23 protein-coding genes are annotated in these 21,582 nt (G+C 40.1%); 2 read left to right on the top strand and 21 right to left on the bottom strand.

What is annotated here, in order from left to right; translation table 11 throughout:
- The first annotated feature begins 137 nt into the window (after positions 1–137).
- Complete coding sequence (gene xseA, locus AC2INI_RS03215) at positions 138–1,472, top strand: exodeoxyribonuclease VII large subunit (protein WP_122035969.1); 1,335 nt, start codon at positions 138–140, stop codon at positions 1,470–1,472.
- On the opposite strand, the gene AC2INI_RS03210 is transcribed toward xseA, so the two are convergent.
- The 21 genes from AC2INI_RS03210 to trmJ all read right to left on the bottom strand — a co-directional run bounded on the left by AC2INI_RS03210 (position 1,465) and on the right by trmJ (position 20,552).
- Positions 1,465–1,698, bottom strand: coding sequence for a zinc ribbon domain-containing protein (locus AC2INI_RS03210; protein ID WP_486305327.1), 234 nt, complete (start codon positions 1,696–1,698; stop codon positions 1,465–1,467). The two genes, xseA and AC2INI_RS03210, sit on opposite strands and share 8 nt — an antisense overlap.
- A gap of 307 nt (positions 1,699–2,005) precedes the next feature.
- Entirely contained in the window at positions 2,006–2,884 is an 879-nt protein-coding gene (locus AC2INI_RS03205; protein ID WP_486305326.1) for an alanyl-tRNA editing protein, read from the bottom strand.
- 74 nt (positions 2,885–2,958) lie between these two features.
- Positions 2,959–4,461: a ribosome biogenesis GTPase Der gene (der, locus tag AC2INI_RS03200; RefSeq protein ID WP_122035975.1), complete on the bottom strand. Its 1,503-nt coding sequence runs from the start codon at positions 4,459–4,461 to the stop codon at positions 2,959–2,961.
- Between the two features lie 180 nt (positions 4,462–4,641).
- Entirely contained in the window at positions 4,642–5,799 is a 1,158-nt protein-coding gene (gene bamB, locus AC2INI_RS03195; RefSeq protein ID WP_122035978.1) for an outer membrane protein assembly factor BamB, read from the bottom strand.
- Between the two features lie 10 nt (positions 5,800–5,809).
- Positions 5,810–6,421, bottom strand: a complete 612-nt coding sequence (locus tag AC2INI_RS03190; protein ID WP_486305324.1) for a YfgM family protein — start codon at positions 6,419–6,421, stop codon at positions 5,810–5,812.
- A gap of 11 nt (positions 6,422–6,432) precedes the next feature.
- Positions 6,433–7,701 (bottom strand): histidine--tRNA ligase, encoded by a 1,269-nt coding sequence (hisS, locus tag AC2INI_RS03185; protein ID WP_122035981.1) that lies wholly within the window; start codon positions 7,699–7,701, stop codon positions 6,433–6,435.
- A 41-nt stretch (positions 7,702–7,742) separates the two neighbouring features.
- Positions 7,743–8,861 (bottom strand): flavodoxin-dependent (E)-4-hydroxy-3-methylbut-2-enyl-diphosphate synthase, encoded by a 1,119-nt coding sequence (gene ispG, locus AC2INI_RS03180; protein WP_122035983.1) that lies wholly within the window; start codon positions 8,859–8,861, stop codon positions 7,743–7,745.
- A gap of 12 nt (positions 8,862–8,873) precedes the next feature.
- Positions 8,874–9,791 (bottom strand): cytoskeleton protein RodZ, encoded by a 918-nt coding sequence (gene rodZ, locus AC2INI_RS03175; RefSeq protein WP_486305323.1) that lies wholly within the window; start codon positions 9,789–9,791, stop codon positions 8,874–8,876.
- Positions 9,781–10,542, bottom strand: coding sequence for a type IV pilus biogenesis/stability protein PilW (pilW, locus tag AC2INI_RS03170; RefSeq protein WP_122035986.1), 762 nt, complete (start codon positions 10,540–10,542; stop codon positions 9,781–9,783). Before pilW ends, rodZ begins: the two co-directional genes overlap by 11 nt.
- Positions 10,543–10,572: 30 nt before the next feature.
- Entirely contained in the window at positions 10,573–11,691 is a 1,119-nt protein-coding gene (gene rlmN / locus AC2INI_RS03165; RefSeq protein ID WP_122035988.1) for a dual-specificity RNA methyltransferase RlmN, read from the bottom strand.
- Between the two features lie 241 nt (positions 11,692–11,932).
- Positions 11,933–12,367: a nucleoside-diphosphate kinase gene (gene ndk, locus AC2INI_RS03160; protein ID WP_122035990.1), complete on the bottom strand. Its 435-nt coding sequence runs from the start codon at positions 12,365–12,367 to the stop codon at positions 11,933–11,935.
- Between the two features lie 143 nt (positions 12,368–12,510).
- Positions 12,511–13,797: an aminopeptidase PepB gene (gene pepB / locus AC2INI_RS03155; RefSeq protein WP_486305322.1), complete on the bottom strand. Its 1,287-nt coding sequence runs from the start codon at positions 13,795–13,797 to the stop codon at positions 12,511–12,513.
- 230 nt (positions 13,798–14,027) lie between these two features.
- Positions 14,028–14,228: a Fe-S cluster assembly protein IscX gene (gene iscX, locus AC2INI_RS03150; RefSeq protein ID WP_122035993.1), complete on the bottom strand. Its 201-nt coding sequence runs from the start codon at positions 14,226–14,228 to the stop codon at positions 14,028–14,030.
- Positions 14,229–14,343: 115 nt separating this feature from the next.
- On the bottom strand, positions 14,344–14,682 hold the full coding sequence (fdx, locus tag AC2INI_RS03145) for an ISC system 2Fe-2S type ferredoxin (RefSeq protein ID WP_122035996.1): 339 nt from the start codon (positions 14,680–14,682) through the stop codon (positions 14,344–14,346).
- Between the two features lie 2 nt (positions 14,683–14,684).
- Positions 14,685–16,538, bottom strand: a complete 1,854-nt coding sequence (gene hscA, locus AC2INI_RS03140; RefSeq protein ID WP_486305321.1) for a Fe-S protein assembly chaperone HscA — start codon at positions 16,536–16,538, stop codon at positions 14,685–14,687.
- 35 nt (positions 16,539–16,573) lie between these two features.
- Entirely contained in the window at positions 16,574–17,089 is a 516-nt protein-coding gene (hscB, locus tag AC2INI_RS03135; RefSeq protein ID WP_122036000.1) for a co-chaperone HscB, read from the bottom strand.
- A gap of 15 nt (positions 17,090–17,104) precedes the next feature.
- A complete protein-coding gene (gene iscA / locus AC2INI_RS03130) occupies positions 17,105–17,428 on the bottom strand; it encodes an iron-sulfur cluster assembly protein IscA (protein ID WP_045101378.1) in 324 nt (107 codons plus the stop codon).
- A 127-nt stretch (positions 17,429–17,555) separates the two neighbouring features.
- On the bottom strand, positions 17,556–17,933 hold the full coding sequence (iscU, locus tag AC2INI_RS03125; protein WP_045101377.1) for a Fe-S cluster assembly scaffold IscU: 378 nt from the start codon (positions 17,931–17,933) through the stop codon (positions 17,556–17,558).
- Positions 17,934–17,965: 32 nt separating this feature from the next.
- Positions 17,966–19,180: an IscS subfamily cysteine desulfurase gene (locus AC2INI_RS03120; RefSeq protein WP_122036003.1), complete on the bottom strand. Its 1,215-nt coding sequence runs from the start codon at positions 19,178–19,180 to the stop codon at positions 17,966–17,968.
- A gap of 31 nt (positions 19,181–19,211) precedes the next feature.
- A complete protein-coding gene (gene iscR, locus AC2INI_RS03115) occupies positions 19,212–19,718 on the bottom strand; it encodes a Fe-S cluster assembly transcriptional regulator IscR (RefSeq protein WP_122036005.1) in 507 nt (168 codons plus the stop codon).
- Positions 19,719–19,814: 96 nt separating this feature from the next.
- Positions 19,815–20,552: a tRNA (cytosine(32)/uridine(32)-2'-O)-methyltransferase TrmJ gene (gene trmJ / locus AC2INI_RS03110; RefSeq protein ID WP_486305320.1), complete on the bottom strand. Its 738-nt coding sequence runs from the start codon at positions 20,550–20,552 to the stop codon at positions 19,815–19,817.
- Between the two features lie 207 nt (positions 20,553–20,759).
- Between trmJ and suhB the strand changes: the two genes are divergently transcribed.
- Positions 20,760–21,563, top strand: a complete 804-nt coding sequence (gene suhB, locus AC2INI_RS03105) for an inositol-1-monophosphatase (protein ID WP_122036009.1) — start codon at positions 20,760–20,762, stop codon at positions 21,561–21,563.
- Positions 21,564–21,582 lie beyond the last annotated feature (19 nt).

The following is a 21,582-nucleotide window of genomic DNA, read 5'->3' as shown; positions in this document are numbered from 1 at the left end:
TGGATTTGATATTGCAGACGGATTATACGCACAGCGCAATCGCTTGGCTACACATTTTTTTATTTTTAATTTGCATTACCCCCCTTGATATGTATTATATTGCCGCTAATTCCTATACTCATGTCTAAGGCATTTACATGTCTCTCGATTCTAATCCTCGCATCTTTACAGTCTCTCGTCTTAACTCTGAAGTCCGCTTATTATTAGAAAATGAGATGGGTATTGTTTGGCTTGTTGGCGAAATATCAAATCTAACCGTTCCAGTCTCTGGACACTGGTATCTCACCCTAAAAGACAGTCGCGCCCAAGTTAAATGTGCCATGTTTAAGGGCAATAACCGCCGCGTTACTTTTAAGCCACAAAACGGTAAACAAGTTCTTGTTAAAGCTCGCCTTTCTCTCTATGAACCTCGTGGTGACTATCAAATAATTATTGAGAGTATGCAACCAGAAGGTGACGGTCGGCTTCAACAAGAATTTGATCAACTAAAAATGTCACTGGCTGCTGAAGGCCTATTCGCTCAAACCGCAAAAAAAGCATTACCGGAACAACCAAAACGTGTCGGTATCATTACCTCACAAACAGGCGCAGCCCTATTTGATATCTTAAATGTATTAAAACGACGCGATCCTAACCTCCCAGTGGTTATCTACCCAACCTTAGTGCAAGGTGCCAACGCTGCAATCCAAATAGCGCAAGCCATTGGTCGAGCAAACAGTCGTAATGAATGTGATATTTTAATCGTTGGACGTGGCGGCGGTTCATTAGAAGATCTTTGGTGTTTTAATGAAGAGATCGTTGCAAGAACGATTGCGGCAAGTGAGATCCCTATCGTCAGTGCTGTTGGTCATGAGATCGATATTACTATTGCCGATTTTGTTGCTGATGTAAGAGCACCAACGCCTTCTGCTGCTGCCGAATTAGTGAGCCGAGATTTATCTTCTCAACTGCAAATCGTAACGCATCAGAAACGCCGTTTAAATAGTGCAATGGATCGCTATTTAGCAGGGCAACAACGTCAATTATCAGCACTTCAACATCGTCTTGAAAAACAGCATCCACAAATGCAGTTAAACAGTCAAAGCCAGAAGCTAGATGACCTAAATCAACGTTTAATGACGTATATGCAGCAACGCCTGCAGCGTCATCAGCATAAAATTGAAAATCTGACTTTACGTTTAAGCAACCTATCACCTGCAAAAAAAGTCTCTCAAGATAAGTTACGTATTGAAGAGTTAAAACGTCGCTTATTAGATTCAATGGATAGAAACCTACTCATGCAACGTCATCAATTAGCATTGGCCGCTGAGAAACTAGATACCGTCAGCCCATTAGCGACATTACAGCGTGGCTACTCCATTACTCGTAATAAGAAAGGGGCTGTTGTCACATCAACAAAGCAAGTCGAAGCTGGTGAGAACATAACCACTCGCTTTGTCGATGGTGAAATTACATCTACCGTAATTAACTAAGACTTGTTTCTACAAATTCTGTTTTGGCACGAGATTTTGATTTCAACTCATTACAATCATGACAAAAATAGCTTGGTGCACCACACGCATTAAGCTTTTCCATCTCTTTACTGCAATCTGGGCAATAAGCCACTTTTTTAAAATCGACCTGACAAAAATCACAATGATATCCTTCTCTCTGCCAGCGTAATTCAGACTGACATTTAGGACATTCGTTTATTTGCATCGTCTTTTCCTTCTTAATCTATTTCAAATAAAGACTGTGTCTCTGTATGCATCAAAAAGTGCAGATCTTCATGCTTATAGGGATCTGATCAGCGATCATGCCCTTTAAGAACATTTATATAACCACACCCCGAAAGCATTAGTTACATATCCTGTTTTTCAATTTTAAACGATATTAAATTTCAATTAATACCATTTAAAATAGAAGATCCAGCACATCAATCAGTATTTTACATATCCATTTCTGTCAAAAAAATGGAAATTACATAATATACAGAATAAGAGTTACATCTGATGTAATTTCAATTTTAAACTCGTTTAGTTGAGCGAGTTAACATCAATAGCTCTTGTTCACCTCGCGCTTTAAGTTGAACGTTAATCTCTTGATAATCTTTAAACGAAGAGACGTGAGTTCCACCACAAGGTAGTTTAGCTATTCCATCTATACCAAAATCTGCAATCCAGTAACGTGAATCAGTTAACGCTTTACCCTCACACTCGATAGAAACCTCATTTTCTAAGGCTAACCATACACTAATCTGTTGATTTACTTGCTCTTCAATTGAATCAAGCGCTGACATCATTTCTGCACTATTTAGCCCACGCTTACGCAGTGTTTTACCTAAACGATAAACATCTTCACAATGGTCTTCTGTGACAAAACTGGTCTCTTGAGCGTAACTATTAAAGTTGTAGTGGCCTAGCTCATCTTTTCTATCTGCATCTTTACGCCAATAATTAGCATGAAGCACTTTATTTAAAGCTAAATAAGCAATATGCCCCGCGCTATGGCCACGACTTAACGCATCTTGATATTCTTTATCAACCCGTAAGGTAACAATATTTTCTACTGATAAATCGACATTTTCAGATATTAAATGTGCAACCACAAACACCCATCCCGCTTCACCACGTTTAATTGGAATGTCTTTATCTATATATAATTCGCCGGTTGCCAGTTCAATCGCACCCGTTTGACAGGCAAGGATTGAATATTCATTGTCGCCGATTTGCACAGCCCCTTTATCTTCTGGATGATCTGGCCAAATATGACTAACTGGATGAAAAGGCGTTTCTTTGGTTACAAACCACTTACCTTGTTCTGTTTCTTTAATCAGTTGAACAAGTGACGTGTGGTGCCATGTGTTATGGCAAAAAAGAATCTCTGTTGCAGATAATACGTTCATGATTTTTACCTAAAAAAAACGCCCAACAAGATGGGCGTTTTATTATTCAATATGTATAAATAAAGTAATTACGATTACTTTTTATGACGGTTTTTCACTGCGCCAACTAGACGCTTACGTTGACGCTCTTGAGATAGAGTCAACTTGCCACCGCGATCTTCAAATGGGTTTTCACTATTCTGGAATTGAATACGAATAGGTGTACCCATAATTTCTAATGATTTACGGAAGTAGTTCATTAAGAAACGTTTGTAAGAAGAAGGCAGTTCTTTTACTTGGTTACCGTGAATAACGATAAGCGGTGGGTTATAACCACCTGCGTGAGCATATTTCAGTTTCACACGACGGCCACGAACCATTGGTGGTTGGTGATCATCTTGAGCCATCTTCATGATACGAGTAAGAACAGATGTACCTACACGCTTAGTCGCTGATACATAAGCTTCTTGTACTGATTCATATAAATGACCAACACCTGTGCCATGTAGAGCTGAGATGAAGTGAAGACGAGCAAAGTCAACAAAGCCTAGACGACGATCTAGCTCAGATTTCACTTTCTCTTTAACTTCATTATCAAGACCATCCCACTTATTCACAGCAATAACTAATGAACGACCCGCGTTCAATGCAAAGCCTAATAAGCTTAGATCTTGATCTGAGATGTTTTCACGAGCATCGATAACAAGTAATACTACGTTCGCATCTTCAACCGCTTTCAATGTTTTGATTACAGAGAATTTCTCAACCGTTTCATTGATACGACCGCGGCGACGAACACCTGCAGTATCAATAAGTACGTATTCTTGACCTTCACGTTCCATTGGAATGTAAATAGAGTCACGAGTTGTACCAGGCATATCGTAAACAACCACACGCTCTTCACCTAAAATACGGTTAATTAGCGTTGATTTACCTACGTTAGGACGACCGATAATCGCAAGTTTGATTGGTTGATCTTGAAGACGTGAGAAATCATTTTCTGCGTCTTCTTCTGTGCGTTCTTTTTCTTCTTCTTCGAAATCTTCAAATTCAGTAAGATCCATGATCTCACCATTTTCATCTTTCAAAGATTCTTCAATTAGCTCTTCCATGAAAGGAGCAAGCGCTAATTCAAGTAGAGACGTTACACCACGGCCATGTGAAGCGGCAATTTGATAAACTTTGTTCATCCCTAATTGCCAAAATTCAGCACTTGCCGCATCAGCATCAATACCATCGATCTTATTTACTACTAAGAACGTTGGCTTTTCACGTGAACGTAAGTGTTTTGCAATCGCTTCATCAGATGATGTTAAACCAGCACGGCCATCAACCATAAATAGCACAACATCAGCTTCTTCAATCGCAGCTAATGACTGTTCTGCCATTTTAGTTTCTACACCTTCTTCAGTTCCATCAATACCGCCGGTATCGATCAAAATGAATTCAAGCTCTTCTAACTTAGCACGGCCGTATTTACGGTCACGAGTTAAGCCTGGAAAGTCAGCAACTAATGCATCCCTTGTACGCGTAACACGGTTAAACAGCGTCGATTTACCAACATTTGGACGCCCTACCAGAGCAACAACAGGAATCATATATACCTCTTAATTTAATCATAGGCATAGCGCGAGCTAATACCAATTTGATAATAGTTTTTTTAATATGAACGGATAAAAACCATCACCAAATTGGATTATCTTTCACTATCTAAAAACAATAAAAGGCCCCAAAGTCAAAAGGACTTGGAGCCAATTCACAATTATAGCAAATAAAACTTATTTAATTCGCATTTTTTTGATATCGCCTTCGCGAGTGACAATTAAAAAGCCATCTTCAACAATAATTGGGGATACAGCGATACCATCACTGTCGATCTCTTGTTGAGAAACGAACAGTCCAGTATCTCTATCTAACCAATGTAGATAACCTTCACTGTCAGCTAAAACGATATAATTATCAATAATCATCGGTGATGTCAGCTGACGGTATTCAAGCTCTTCATTGTTCCAAAGCTCAGTACCACTTCGAGCATCTACTGCCACAACGTGATCTTTCTCTGTTACTAAGAAAAGACGTTTACCATCTGATGACATATTTATCGCTGATGAGTAATTGCGCTTCCATGCTGGTTGCCCAGTACGAAGTTCCAATGCAATTAGCTGACCATTATAACCAATGGTATATAATCGCCCACCTAAAATAAGCGGAGACGCATCAACATCAACTAAACGATCAATTTCAGTTGCGCCTTTTGGTGTACCTACTGGTTGCTGCCATAACAGTTGACCTTTAGAGATCAATGCAGCGGCTAAACGACCGTTAGACATACCCCAGAACACACCACCAGAAATACTAACTGGCGCACTATCACCACGTAGGGTTAAGTTAGGCACTTCACTGTTGATCTGCCATTTCTCATCGCCTGTCTCAGCATCAAAAGCAATTAATGCACCGCGACTCGTATGAATAATGACATAACCTTCGTCTGCTAATGGTTTAGCAAGTACTTCACCATCTACATTTTTACGCCATAACTCTTCCCCAGTTTCAGCATCAAGAGTGATTATCTCACCATTTTCTGAACCGATGAAGACTTTGCCATAAGTCAGAGTTAAACCGCCAGATAAACGAGCGGTATCATCTTGCTCTAAATCTTTTTCCCAAATGGTTTTTCCATTTTCAGGATCAAGCGCTTTAACAAGACCATCTCGACTTGCAACATAAACTTTTTGATAAGCATACACTGGCGTTAAGCGAGAAAAATAATGCCCAACACCATCGCCAATTGAACTTGTCCATTCCGTTGTTGGTTCAAATTGATTTTGAACCACAGGAACCGGTGCCATTACGATTGTATCTTCTTCGCTCGCACAGCCAAAAAGCATGGAGAAACCAAAGGTACATAATGCCGCTTTTTTTAACACCTTACGCATTCAGTTGTCCTTACTCTGCTAAGTCATCCAGTTTCATTTGAACTGCTTGGTTCATACCAGCTTGTAGTGCTTCTGTATAAGCAGAACGAGCCGTTGCTACATCACCTTGACGAAGAGCAATATCACCTTTTAACTCAGCAACACGAGCAGCCCAGCTCGCAGGCTTAACACCCTCTAATGTCGCTAATGCTAGATCAAACTGTGCTTGTTCTGCTTGAATTCGAGCAGCACGCACTTGAGCCGTAGCAATTAATGACTCGTCTTTGCTGTTGCTTGCAATCCAGTTTAATTGCTCAAGAGCCGCATCCAGTTGGCCTGCTTCTACTTGTACTTTTGCTAACTGAAGGGCAGCAAGAACTGCATACTCACTGCTTGCATTTGCGCTAATAAACGCCTGAGTCGATTCAGCCGCTTCTGCACCAGACGCTTGTAAAGCCGTTAGTGTTTTCTCATAAGACATTGAAGCGATATCTTTCGCTTCAACTTGTGCTGATTGGTAATATTTCCAGCCTAAAATAGCTCCTATACCAACAACGCCACCAACAACGACTGCCTTGCCATTTTCTTTCCACCAACTTTTAATGGCTTCAACTTGTTGTTCTTCAGTTTCGTAGGCTTCCACGTCCTATCCTCTTAAATCAAATCAGCTAATTTTGCGAACACATCTGCTTGAGCTAAAGTTTCTTGCTCACCAGTAAGTAAGTTTTTAACGTTTACCGTTTGCTCAGCCACTTCACTCTCACCTAAGATAAGAACAACCGCAGCACCAGCATTATCTGCACGTTTAAATTGCTTTTTAAAATTACCACCACCGAAGTGGCACATAACGCGTAAGCCTGGAACTTGTTCACGTAGTGATTCAGCTAGCTTCATACCAGCCATCAATGTACCTTCACCAGAAGTCACCATGTACACGTCTACTGAGCGACGTACATTGGTTAATTCTAATGTTTCCATTAATAACACTAAACGCTCTAGGCCCATTGCAAAACCAACAGCTGGAGTTGCTTTACCACCTAGTTGTTCAACAAGACCATCGTAACGACCGCCACCACATACTGTTCCTTGAGCACCTAGACTTTCAGTGATCCACTCAAAAACAGTACGGTTATAATAATCTAATCCACGAACTAAACGTTCATTAACTTGATATTGGATGCCAGCAGCGTCAAGTAGTTCACATAATCCAGAAAAATGTGCTTTTGAATCATCATCTAAGTACTCAGATAACTTAGGTGCATCACCTAAAATAGCTTGTACATCTGGATTCTTCGTATCAAGAACACGCATTGGGTTTGTATGCATACGACGTTTACAATCGTCATCTAACACATCTAAATGCTGTTCTAAAAATTCAACTAATGCGATACGGTAGTTAGCACGTGACTCTAATGAACCAATAGAGTTAAGTTCTAAACGTACGTGCTTATCAATACCTAGTTCACGCCATAAACGAGCAGTCATCATGATAAGTTCAGCATCAACATCTGGGCCATTTAAGCCAAAGACTTCAACACCTACTTGATGGAATTGACGGTAACGACCTTTCTGAGGGCGCTCATGACGGAACATAGGACCCATGTACCATAAACGCTGTTCTTGGTTGTAAAGTAAACCATTTTCAATTCCTGCACGTACACAACCCGCAGTCCCTTCTGGACGTAGCGTTAGGCTGTCGCCATTACGGTCTTCAAACGTGTACATCTCTTTTTCAACAACGTCTGTTACTTCACCAATAGCACGTTTGAATAAGTTTGTTTGTTCAACAATCGGCATACGTACTTCGTTGTAACCATATGCACTAATTACGCGTTTTACGCTATCTTCAACTTTGTGCCACAATGGAGATTGTGTTGGAAGGCAGTCATTCATGCCTCGAATTGCTTGGATTGCTTTAGCCACGTTCACTTCCCGATGGATTTCATTTATATCTGGTTTGCTAATCAGTCGATCTGATTAACATCAATTTGGTTTTCTTTAGATAGCATTGCTGCTTTCGCACGGATCTTCGCTTCTAGCTTGTCCACAATATTGTCATTATCAAAGCGTTCTTTTTGACGAATGCCATCTTCATAGAATGCACTTTTTCGATTACTACCGGCAATGCCTAAATGAGACACTTCTGCTTCACCTGGGCCATTAACCACACAACCAATCAAAGAAACATCCATTGGTGTGATTAAATCTTCTAGACGCTGTTCTAACTCATTAACCGTACTAATAACATCAAACTCTTGACGAGAGCACGTTGGACACGCAATAAAGTTAATACCGCGAGAACGAATACGTAATGATTTTAGAATATCAAAACCAACTTTGATCTCTTCAATTGGATCAGCAGCTAATGATATACGCAATGTGTCACCGATACCTTCAGATAGAAGTATACCTAAGCCTACTGCCGATTTCACAGAGCCTGCACGTGCACCGCCCGCTTCAGTTATACCTAAATGCAATGGTTGAGATATTTGCTTAGCCAATAGTCGATAAGAATCTACCGCTAAAAAGACATCTGATGCTTTTACGCTGACTTTAAATTGGTCGAAGTTCATTCGATCCAAGATATCTACATGGCGCATTGCTGATTCAAGTAACGCTTCTGCTGTTGGCTCTTTGTATTTTACTTGAATGTCTTTTTCTAATGAGCCGCCATTCACCCCAATACGAATTGGAATATTTTTATCTCTTGCGCAATCAACAACAGAACGAATTCGTTGTTCATTACCAATATTGCCTGGATTAATACGTAAGCAATCCACGCCATATTCTGCAACTTTTAATGCGATACGATAATCAAAATGAATATCAGCGACTAATGGCACAGATACTTGCTGTTTAATGATCTTAAACGCTTCTGCAGCATCCATTGTTGGCACTGAAACTCGAACAATATCAGCGCCTACTTTTTCAAGTGCTTTAATTTGGGCTACCGTCGCAGCAACATCAGTCGTTAATGTATTTGTCATTGACTGAACAGCGATAGGCGCTCCATCACCAATAGGAACATTACCCACATAAATGCGAGTAGATTGGCGACGTTTAATTGGGGACTCTATATGCATGGAATCAACTCATTATTGAGGTAAGGTTAATCGTGCAACTTTACCTGCTGGATAAGCAGATAAATCAACAGGTTTGCCTTTATAAGTTAGTGTCACGGCACTTGGTGCGCCAATAATTAATTTATAAGGGGCTTTACCTGTTAGTTTTAATGTTTGATTTGCTTTTTTTACGCCAGAATACAAACGATTGTTTGAAGCGTCTTGAACTTGTAGCCAGCAATCGCTATTAAAGGTCATCGTCACATCTTCAGTCACGATAATTTTTGTCTCAACAATTTTCTCAGCTTTTGCTTCAACCGGAGTAACAGCCTTAGGCTCTGCTTCAATTTGCTTTTCAAGTTCAGCAGGATCTGTTTCTAGATCAGAAACCTTAGTATCTAACTCAAGCATTTCAGCTTCTGTTAATGTTGGTTCCAGCTCTGTCGCAGTAGCATCATTTTCTGTTGGTTCAATTGCTTCTGCCGTTGCTACATCACTTATCAACGTAACATCCTGTGTGCTTTCTAGTTGAGCTTGCTCTTGCCACCACCACAAAACAGACATACTTAAGATCAGAGCAAAAATAACCCATGTTAGTTTCATAATACGATTGTCATGTTTTTCTCTTTTTGTCTTACGAGAAAAACTTTGCATGTCATGCTCTTCTATTAAGGTTTTACCAAGCTGATCTAAGGCATTTAATACTTTAACTTCTGGTACGTTGACCACTTTGGCGTAAGATCGATAATAACCCCGAGTAAACGTGGCTAATTTCCCCATGTCAAATTCGTCAGCTTCAATTTGTTGTAAAACTTCGACACGTAAACGCAAGCGAGATGAGACTTCCTCAAGTGTTAGTCCTAGCTCTTCACGGGCTTCTTTCAATAATTGCCCAGGAGCAATAAGAGTCTCTTTTACTTCACTTGTTGTTTCAATATTTTCAGTAGTCATAATTTATATAGTTCTGATATTCGATGGAGTCCGGATACTCTGTCCCAAGTATATTTGCGTACTTGTTAACTAAGTGCATATTGCCTGCTTTTTTTTCTAATTCTATGAGTAAGCTTAGGCTAATGGGTTTATATCCGTACTTCTTATTAAATTTAAACAGTAAAACTCTCGGTTCTGAATAGTTGCCTTCATCAATATTCAATTTTGCCAATTGAAGGGTAGAACGAACACGATTTGGATCATGAGCCAGCGAGCGCTCAAAATACGTTTTAGCTGTCACTTTATCCCCACTACTCAATGCACACATTGCGGCATTTTCATAACTTGTAGAAACAAGATAGTAGTCAGGTAATTCGATTGCTTGAGAAAAATTTTGCTGGGCTTTCTCATATTCGCCATTTTTACAAAGAAAAACGCCGTAGTTATTTAATACATTACCATTTTTTGACGAAGAACGTAATGCTCGTTTGTAAGCCTTTTCAGCTAAAGCGGTTTCTTGGACTTGTTGGTAATAATAAGCGAGGGAGGTTTGAGAACGGTAATAGTTAGGGGCGTACTGTGCAGCCAATTCCAAATTTTCACGGGCTTTGATCATATCCCCCGCATTCAAATAGCTTAATCCAAGGGCAATTCGAGCTTCTGCTGCTCGAATTTCCTCTTCTTTACTCATGTCATCTATTTTATTAACAGTGACACAACCAGCACTAATCAATAATCCAAACGTTATTAGTGCTGCTCGCCATTTTTTCATTCTGCCTTCCCTTGCTGTTATACACCAAGATTAAACAGTTTTAACAGGGATCCCTTCGCCTTGCTGTTTAACTTGAGTACGTTTAGTTCTATCGATTACATCGCCAACCAACTGGCCACAAGCAGCATCGATATCGTCACCACGTGTTTTACGAACGGTTACCGTAAAATCATATTCCATTAGTGTTTTCATGAATCGATCAATTCGTGAATTACTTGGTTTCTTGTATGGTGACCCAGGGTATGGGTTAAATGGAATCAAATTAATCTTCGCAGGCGTTTCTTTTAATAGTTCTGCGAGTTGTCTTGCATGGTTCATATCATCATTAACATGATCTAACAGAACATACTCAACGGTCACGCGACCACGGTTAGCATTTGATGAAGCAATGTACTCACGTACACACGCTAAAAACGCTTCAATATTCCAACGGTCATTAATCGGCATGATTTCACTGCGCAATTCATCCGTTGGTGCATGAAGAGAGATAGCTAAAGCAACATCAACTTTACCAATCATTTGCTCTAAACCTGAAACAACACCTGATGTAGATACTGTTACACGACGTTTAGACAGACCAAAACCAAGATCATCAAGCATGATGTCTAGTGATGGGATCAAGTTTTTCATGTTTAGTAGTGGCTCACCCATGCCCATCATTACAACATTGGTAATTGGGCGGCGACCTGTTTCTTTCTCTAAACCAATCTCACGAGCTGCACGCCAAATTTGGCCTACAATTTCAGATACTTTAAGGTTACGGTTAAAACCTTGTTGTGCCGTTGAACAGAATGTACAGGCTAGTGCACAACCCACTTGAGAAGAAACACATAATGTTGCACGGTCTCCATCTGGGATATATACCGTTTCAACGTCTTGATCACCAACTTTCATTGCCCACTTAATCGTACCATCAGCAGAATGTTGAGCTTCAGATACGTAAGGTGCACGGATCTCACACTTATGTTTTAGTTTTTCACGAAGTTTTTTGTTGATGTTATTCATTTGATCGAAGTCATCACAACCAAAGTGATACATCCACTTCATAATTTGATCGGCTCTGAATGCTTTCTCTCCTAATTCCTCAGAAAAAAATGCTCGAAGTCCTTTACGATCAAAGTCCAGTAGATTGATTTTAGCTGTAGTCATGTTGCCTCTCTGATAAATAACATCACCGCGAATATCGGGCGCAGAATTGTACAAGTTTTGAGAGAATATTACTAGAGGTAGAGGTATGAGGAAAAATCAAAGAATAGAAACTATATGCACTTCGTGCCTGGATACTATAAGAGCAGATAGGCAGACAGCGTAAGCTACACTGCTCTTATAGGAAGTGAAGCGATTAGTTTCTAGTTAATATAGAAAGCTTAGCTCACTTTTTAGCGTGACTTTATTCTGCTGGACGAGAACAAATTTCATCATCAGCGAAGAAATACGCAATTTCACGAGCCGCTGATTCTGGGCTATCTGAACCATGAACTGAGTTGTAACGCATGCTTATTGCATAGTCAGAACGAATAGTTCCGCATGCAGCTTGCTCTGGGTTTGTTTTTCCCATTAACTCACGGTAACGAACAATTACATCTTCACCTTCAAGTACTTGAACCATTACAGGTCCTGATGTCATGTATTCAACTAAGGCATTAAAGAACTCTTTACCTTCATGTTCAGCATAAAAACCTTGCGCCTGCTCTTTGGTTAAAAGAAGCATCTTCGCGGCTACAACTTGCATACCTGTTTTTTCAATACGACGATAAATAGCGCCAATTAAATTACGTTTAACAGCGTCTGGTTTTACAATTGAAAAAGTACGTTCTATTGTCATTTTACTTTCCTTTAAAGTGTCTTTTTAGATCTTATATTAATTCTAAACAGTACTCTCTATTCTCTTAAATCGACAATAAAAATACTGATGGGAATTATCTAAAAGAAAAAAGAAGACCGAGCATGACTCGATCTTCATTCTATTTATTTCGTTAAAAGGTTTGCTAATGTTCTTACACCAACCCCTGTAGCTCCTGCTGACCATTTATCTGACGGGGCAGTACGGTAAGTTGCTGAACAATCCATATGCAACCATCCTTTCTTATAATCATCAACAAAGTAAGAAAGAAAACCTGCAGCTGTACTTGCACCTGGTGAATATGGACCAGATCCAATGTTTGCTAAATCAGCAAAACTTGATGGCAACATAGTTCGGTGGAATTCCATTAACGGTAAGCGCCATAGCCCTTCATTTTCTTCCTGAGCAGAAGCAAGTGCTTTTTGACTTAACTCATCATCAAAGCTTAATAATGAATGGAAATCATTACCTACTGCCATTTTAGCTGCACCGGTTAGTGTTGCACAGTCGATAATAAGCTCTGGGTTTTGTGCTGAAGCAAATTGAAGACCATCAGCTAATACTAAACGACCTTCTGCATCGGTATTTAAGATCTCTACTGTTTTACCATTTTTGTAGGTAATGATATCGCCTAGCTTTAATGCTCGACCAGAAATCATGTTTTCAGCACAACATAAAATCAATTTAACACGTTTGTCTAAACCACGAAGAATCGACATTGCAAGGCCAGCCGTCGCTAATGCAGAGCCGCCCATGTCCGCTTTCATTGATGCCATGCCGCCAGACGGTTTAATACTGTAACCACCTGAATCGAACGTAATGCCTTTACCAACCAAACATGCAAATACTGGTGCATTTTCGTCGCCCGTCGGGTTGTAATCTAACTGTAGCATCGCTGAAGTACGTTCTGAGCCACGACCTACCGCATAAATACCCGTCCAACCTTCAGTAAGTAAATCTTTATCTTTAACAATCTTCGCCGTAACGGTACCAGCAGGCGCCACCGACTTAATAAACTCAGCAGCCATTGTCGTTAACTGACGAGGGGCTACTTCTTCTGCCGTTTTATTGATAACTTCACGAGTCCAATTAGTCGTCAAAATACGATCATTCAACTCTTTTTCATCTGCCGCTGCAAGCCCAGTCCAAGTCACGTCATTATTGCTTTTCGAATCACGGAAGCCTTGAACAAAAGACCAAATAGACTCTAAATCCCACTCTGAACCTTCTAGTTCAACAGCAACAATACCTTGACCTGTTAACTTTCGAGCTGCACGCTGAATTGCACTATAAACGTCGCTGTCAGTACAGTGGATAACAGCACCTTCAGCCGTAAATGAAAGCGGTGCGTTGTCACCCCAATGAGTAGGTGCAGCAATTGATGAAAGTTGTACAGTCAACTTTTGTGACATGGTGAATCTCCTTTAAGCACGCAATAACTCCATACAATCATACAGATTAGCTCTGCCAATTATTTATATTGCGTTAATACAAACCGGTAATAAGCGAACAGAATGTTCTTTTAATATAATTTGCCTACTTTACCTTGGCGATACAAGGAATTTCAGCAAAATCTAAGAGATTGATCTAAGCAGTTGGTGGGAATTTAGACGTTATAACTGAATTGATTAATTTTAGTGAACTAATCCCATTCATCCATCCAACAAAGCACTATCGCTTCCAATACTTTTTCTCCAGAATGTTTAGGATCATCATCGAAGTCATCTAACTCTAAAACCCATTGGCACAAATCAGTAAACCGCACTGTTTTTGGATCCGTATCCGGATACTTATCTGACAATTCAATCGCTATTTCTCTAGAATCTATCCATTTCAAACTCATTGTAAACTCCTTTTAAATTGGTCATTTTATAGCTAATAAAAAAGGCAAGCTTGAGGCGAGTAATCACTTACTTCTCAAAACTTGCCCTCTTATTTAACATCTTAGGTTTTGAAGATTAATGATCTTCTGATGCTAAGTTTAGTGTATATTTTGGAATTTCTACCACTAAATCTTGTTTTGCCATTCTCGCTTGGCAACCAAGGCGAGATTCTGGTTCTAGACCCCATGCTTTATCTAGCATGTCATCTTCAAGCTCATCACTTTCTTCAAGTGAATCAAACCCTTCACGGATAACAATATGACACGTTGTACATGCACATGATTTCTCACACGCATGCTCAATCGCAATACCATTTTTAAGGGCTACATCTAAAACCGTTTCGCCTTCATTTGCTTCAAGTACTGCACCTTCTGGGCATAACTCATTGTGTGGTAGAACAATAATCTTTGGCATTTCTATACCTCATCAATAGATTGACCGGCTAATGCGGCGCGAATAGATGCATCCATTCGACGCGCAGCAAACTCTTGGCTTGCTTCATCAGCGTGTTTAATTCCATCTTCAATTGCTTGCGTATCTGTACCTTGACGTACTGTGATCAACGCTTCAACTGCTTGTAAAACTTCTGCTTGTTCTTCTTTGGATAGTAATGCATCGCCATCATTATTAAGCGCGACAACTAATCCTTCGATAACACGGTCAGCTTCAACTTGCTGCTCTGCTAATGCACGAGCTTGCATATCTTCTTTAGCAAACGTCATTGAATCTTTCAGCATGCTAGCTACTTCATTATCACTTAAACCATAAGAAGGCTTAACTTGAATATGAGATTGAACACCGGTACTTTTTTCCATTGCAGTTACAGATAAAAGACCATCAGCATCCACTTGGTAAGTCACTCGGATATGTGCAGCACCCGCCGTCATCGGTGGAATACCTTTCAATGAGAAGCGAGCAAGAGAGCGCCCATCTTCCACCATTTCACGCTCACCTTGAACGACATGAACCATCATGCCTGTTTGACCATCTTTAAAAGTGGTAAATTCTTGTGCTTTCGCTACAGGGATCGTGGTATTACGCGGAATGATTTTTTCAACCAACCCGCCCATGGTTTCTATACCTAGAGACAATGGAATAACATCAAGCAATAACATTTCAGCATCAGGTTTATTACCTACTAAAATATCCGCTTGAATGGCAGCGCCAATAGCAACTACTTGATCAGGGTCGATACTGGTTAACGGCGTTTTACCAAAATAGTCACCAACAGAGCTACGTACGATAGGTGTTCTTGTTGAACCGCCAACCATAACCACTTCCATTACTTCTTCTGCGGTAATATCTGCATCTTTTAATGCACGGCGACAAGCCATTAGTGTTTTCTTCACTAACGATTGAATTAATTGATTAAAAATATCAACTGTAATATTGCCTGACCATTCTTTAAAAGAAACAGTCACTGAGTCTGCATCTGACAATGCCACTTTAGTTTCTGTTGCTAATGTCAAAAGCTCACGCTGTTCTTGATTAGAAAGTGCTGATGTAATACCTGCTTGGTCTTTAATCCATTGCGCTAATGCATGATCAAAGTCATCACCCCCCAGTGCAGAATCACCACCTGTTGCTAATACTTCAAATACGCCTTTCGATAAACGTAGGATTGAAATATCAAACGTACCACCACCAAGATCATAAACTGCAATAACGCCTTCTTGACCTGAATCTAAGCCATAAGCAATCGCAGCGGCTGTTGGTTCATTTAATAGACGAAGCACATTTAAGCCAGCTAATGTTGCTGCATCTTTGGTTCCTGCGCGCTGAGCATCATCAAAATAAGCCGGTACTGTAATGACAACGCCTTCAAGATCGCCACCTAACGTTGCTTGAGCTCGGTTAGATAATGATTTAAGGATCTCTGCTGATACTTGAACTGGGTTCACATCACCTTGAGGTGTATTAATAACAGGTAACCCATTATCACTTTCTTTAAATTGGTAAGGTAAATCAGGGTAACGTGTTTGAATGTCTTTCAGCGAACGGCCCATTAAACGTTTTACCGAAATAATGGTATTTTGAGGCTCTAAAGCCGCAGACTGGTAAGCGTTGGCACCCACACAAATTTTATCGTTTTGATATTGCACTACGGACGGAAGAATTACATTGCCTTTTGTATCCGGTAATGTCTTTGCTTCACCACTTCGAACCGAAGCGACTAGTGAGTTAGTTGTGCCTAAATCGATGCCGACTGCTAGTTTATGTTGATGTGGTGCAGCACTTTGTCCAGGCTCAGAAATTTGTAGAAATGCCATGGGTAATATCCTTCACTTAATTAATCTAACAAAGATTAATTTAATAATTTATCTTCTAACTTTTCGACTTCTTGATTGAGCTTATCAATAAACTTCAATTTACGTACGCTTTGTGCCGCTTCTTGCCATGCATCCGCGTCTAATTGTTTTTTTAATTCAGACAATTGTGATTTACGCATTGCGGAAACATTTTCAGAAAAATCAAATAACGCACTTTCAGGATCTGAACTTGATGAGATATCTTCTAGATCTTCTCGCAGTTCCATTTGTTGCATTAAAAACATTGGATCTTGCATCGTCGTTTGTTCACCACGAATGTCATGACCTTGTTCTGAAAGTAAGTATTCTGCACGGGAGACTGGATTTTTTAGCGTTTGATAAGCGTCGTTAATTTGCGCCGCTTTTTGAACGGAAAGTAAACGGTCACGTTCTGACGAAGTCGCGAAGTTATCAGGGTGGAATCGTTTCTGCAATTCACGGAATTGAGCAGAAAGAAGGCCACCATCCAGTTCAAACTGGTTTGGCAGCCCAAATAATTCAAAATGATTCATAGTTAACGTTATGCTCTATACGTTGAAGCTTTCACCACACCCACATTCACTTTTTACGTTTGGATTGTTGAATTGGAAACCTTCATTTAGACCTTCTTTAGCAAAGTCTAATTCAGTTCCATCCATGTAAGCTAAGCTTTTTGGATCGATGATAATCTTAACCCCAAACTCTTCAAATACTTGGTCTTCTTCGTTTAGTTCATCAACAAATTCAAGAATATACGCCATACCAGAGCAACCAGAGGTTCTTACGCCTAAACGTAGACCAATGCCTTTTCCTCGGTTTTCAAGAAATGTTTGAACACGGCTTGCTGCTGCTTCAGTTACTGAAATGGCCATACTACAACCTTTACTATATTTGTTTGTGGTCATGGGTGTCGTTAATCAATAACGACCTATATTAGACAATAAAGCGCCGTATTTACACGATATCACGTAAACAGACGCTTTATAACGTTACTTAATCTTAGTGTTTATTACGGTAATCAGATACCGCTGCTTTAATCGCATCTTCCGCTAAGATTGAACAGTGAACTTTCACTGGTGGTAATTCTAGCTCTTCAGCGATTTCAGCATTTTTAAGCGCTGCTGCTTCGTCTAATGTTTTACCTTTAACCCACTCAGTAACTAGTGAGCTTGATGCGATTGCTGAACCACAACCGTATGTTTTAAATTTTGCGTCTTCAATAATACCTTCTGGAGATACTTTGATTTGCAATTTCATAACATCACCACACGCTGGTGCACCAACCATACCGCTACCAACTGATGGATCATCTTTTTCAAATGAACCAACGTTACGTGGATTTTCGTAGTGATCGATTACTTTTTCGCTATAAGCCATGATAAATACCTCTAAATTCTGGAACGTCCGTGTTAGTGGTGTGCCCACTCAACCGTGTTTAAGTCGATGCCTTCTTTATACATATCCCATAATGGAGACATATCACGCAGTTTATTTACTGCTTGGCTAATTTGTGTGATTGCATGATCAATCTCTTCTTCCGTCGTATAACGACCAAATGAGAAACGAATTGAACTGTGTGCTAGCTCATCATTTAGACCTAACGCACGTAATACATACGATGGTTCAAGACTTGCTGACGTACATGCTGAACCCGAAGAAACCGCAAGATCTTTCAATGCCATTAGCAGTGATTCACCTTCAACAAATTCGAAGCTGATGTTTAAGTTATGTGGTACACGTTGGTCTAAATCACCATTAATATGTACAGCTTCCATATCTTTAACACCATCAAGAAGACGATCGCGCATTGCTAAACAATGGTCATAATCTTTTTGCATCTCTTCTTTTGCGATACGACACGCTTCACCCATGCCAACGATTTGATGAGTTGCTAATGTACCAGAACGGAAACCACGCTCATGACCACCACCGTGCATTTGTGCTTCTAAACGAATACGCGGTTTACGACGAACGTACAATGCGCCAATCCCTTTAGGACCATACATTTTATGAGCAGAAAGAGAAATTAAGTCCACTTTCATTTCTTGTACATCAAGAGGGATTTTACCTGCTGATTGTGCTGCATCAACATGGAAAATAATTTTACGTGAACGACAAAGCTCACCAATTGCAGTGATGTCTTGAATCACACCAATTTCGTTGTTTACATGCATAATAGAAACAAGCACGGTGTCTTCACGCATCGCTGCTTCTAATTTAGCTAGGTCAACTAAACCATTAGATTCTGGATCTAGGTAAGTAACTTCATACCCTTCACGCTCAAGCTGACGGCACGGATCAAGAACTGCTTTATGCTCAGTTTTACAAGTAATTACGTGCTTGCCTTTCTTATGGTAGAAATGCGCAGCACCTTTAATTGCAAGGTTATCTGATTCTGTAGCGCCTGATGTAAATACGATCTCACGAGGATCAGCATTTAGTAGGCTAGCGATGTTGTCACGAGCTGTATCAACCGCTTCTTCAGCCTGCCAGCCGTAACGGTGCGAACGTGATGCTGGGTTACCAAAGCATCCATCCATTGTCATATGTTGAACCATTTTATTCGCTACACGCTCATCAACAGGACAAGTCGCCGAATAATCAAAGTAAATTGGCAGTTTCATTTTCATCTCCGAGAATACAGACGTTTGACCGTCAAAGGCGGACATTAACACCCACAGAATTTATTATTTTAGAACCCGTTGCTAACCCATTATTTAAGGCTGCATCGATATTTTGTCTATCTGATACTTGTTGAACTTCATTGTCGACCATCAGTTCACCAAGTGTAATTCCATCTAAAAAGCTACTAATACGTGAACTTAAATCACGCCACAAGGTATGCGTTAAACAACGAGTTCCACCTTGGCAGCCTTCTTTACCATGGCATTTGGTTGCATCAACCGATTCATCAACAGCAGAAATAACCATTCCTACCGCAATATTATCAGCACTTAATCCTAAGCGATAACCACCACCAGGACCTCTGACACTTGCAACCAAGCCAGCTTTACGTAATTTAGAGAATAATTGCTCAAGATAAGATAATGAAATCCCTTGTCGCTCAGATATATCAGCAAGCGGTACAGGACCTTCTTTGGCATGCAGTGCAACATCAAGCATTGCTGTTACTGCATATCTTCCCTTTGAAGTTAATTTCATAAGTTACCTCATATCCACACTATTCGTATGGAATGAATCTTCCCATACCTGACTGTTTTGGTCAAGTATTTAACCTAGTATTTTAGTCAGGTATTATTACTTGCTTATATTTTCGTCTTTCATGCTTCTTTCTACAGCAGTCAAGATCCCACGTAACGTACGTAATTCATGCGTTTCTGGACGAGCACGGTTAAACATACGACGCATTTTATTCATTACTTGGCCAGGGTGAGCCTTATTAATAAAGTCAGTCTCTGTCATCACTTTTTCAAGATGCTCATAGAATAGCTCTAACTCAAAATTTAAAGGGTATTCTACTTCTTTTGATTCCCCTTTATATGCTTGACTATCTAACCAAGCAACTCGAGCTTCATAACTGATTGTTTGTACAGCCATCGCTAAGTTTAGTGAGCTGTACTCAGGATTTGCTGGGATACACACATGAAAATGACATTTCTGTAATTCTTCATTAGTCAATCCAACTCTTTCTCTACCAAAAATAAATGCGATAGGGTGCGTTGGCGCTTCTTCAATCGCTTTAACGCCTGCTTCACGTGGTTCAAGCATTGGCCATTCAAGCGTTCTTGAGCGAGCACTAGAGCCAATAACCAAACCACAGTCTGAAATAGCTTCATCTAATGTATCAACAATACGAGCTCGATTCGCAATATCACTTGCGCCTGCTGCTAATGCAATGGCTTGGCCATCAACTTCACATTCTGGTGCTACTAATACCATATTAGTTAACCCCATTACTTTCATTGCGCGAGCTGCTGAACCAATGTTTCCTGAGTGACTGGTACCAACAAGGACAATACGAATTCTATCTAACATGTTATTTTTCCATCTGATGAAAAGAGCCGCCGGATACTATCATAAAGCAATTACCCTTTCCTCTTTATATACCCGAGATTTTAACCTTGCCTCGATTTTTTTATAATAAACCTACCAACTGAACAAAAAATAAACGCTTCCTTTTGATAACTACTTTGTGTATACTCGCCGCGATTTCTGTTCTTTAACATCTTTTGGGATATAACTATGCATCCAATGCTAAATATTGCTATACGTACTGCGCGTAAAGCCGGTGACTTTGTTGCTAAATCTTTTGAGCAAACTGACAAAATTGAAACAACAAAAAAAGGCAATAACGAGTTTATTACGAACATCGAAAACGATGCTCAATACATGCTTGTTGACATGATCAAGAAATCTTACCCTGATCACAGCATCATTTCTGAAGAGTCTGGCCTAATCGAAGGCAAAGACGCTGACGTTCAATGGATCATTGACCCATTAGATGGCACGACTAACTTCGTTAAAGGTATCCCACACTTCTCTATCTCTATTGCGGTTCGCATTAAAGGCCGTACAGAAGTGGCTTGTGTATACGATCCAATCCGTAATGAATTATTCACAGCTCAACGTGGTGCTGGTGCTCAACGCAACAACCAACGTGTTCGTGTTCAAGAATTAAAAGACATGAACGAAACAATTCTTGCGACTGGTCTTCCATACCGTCAAAAACAACACGCAGCAAGCTACTCAAAAGTATTGAGCGCAATGTTTGTTGAATGTTCTGATATCCGTAGCTCTGGTTGTCCTTCTCTAGATTTATGTTACCTAGCTGCAGCTCGCATCGATGGTTTCTTCGCTCTTGGCCTTAAGCCTTGGGAAATGGCAGCAGCAGACCTAATCGCTCGTGAATCTGGCGTTATCTGTACTGACTTCACTGGCAACACTGACTACATGAAAACTGGTAGCCTAGTAGCTGGTAGCCCACGTATCGTTAAGTCTATGCTTAAGAAAATCCGTGAAAACGGCAGCGAAGCAATGGCTAAATAATCTTAATTGATTATCAAGA

The organism is Aliivibrio friggae, assembly GCF_057368515.1.
Note: the sequence above shows the minus strand (reverse complement) of the source record. Positions and strands in the feature narration are given on the sequence as shown.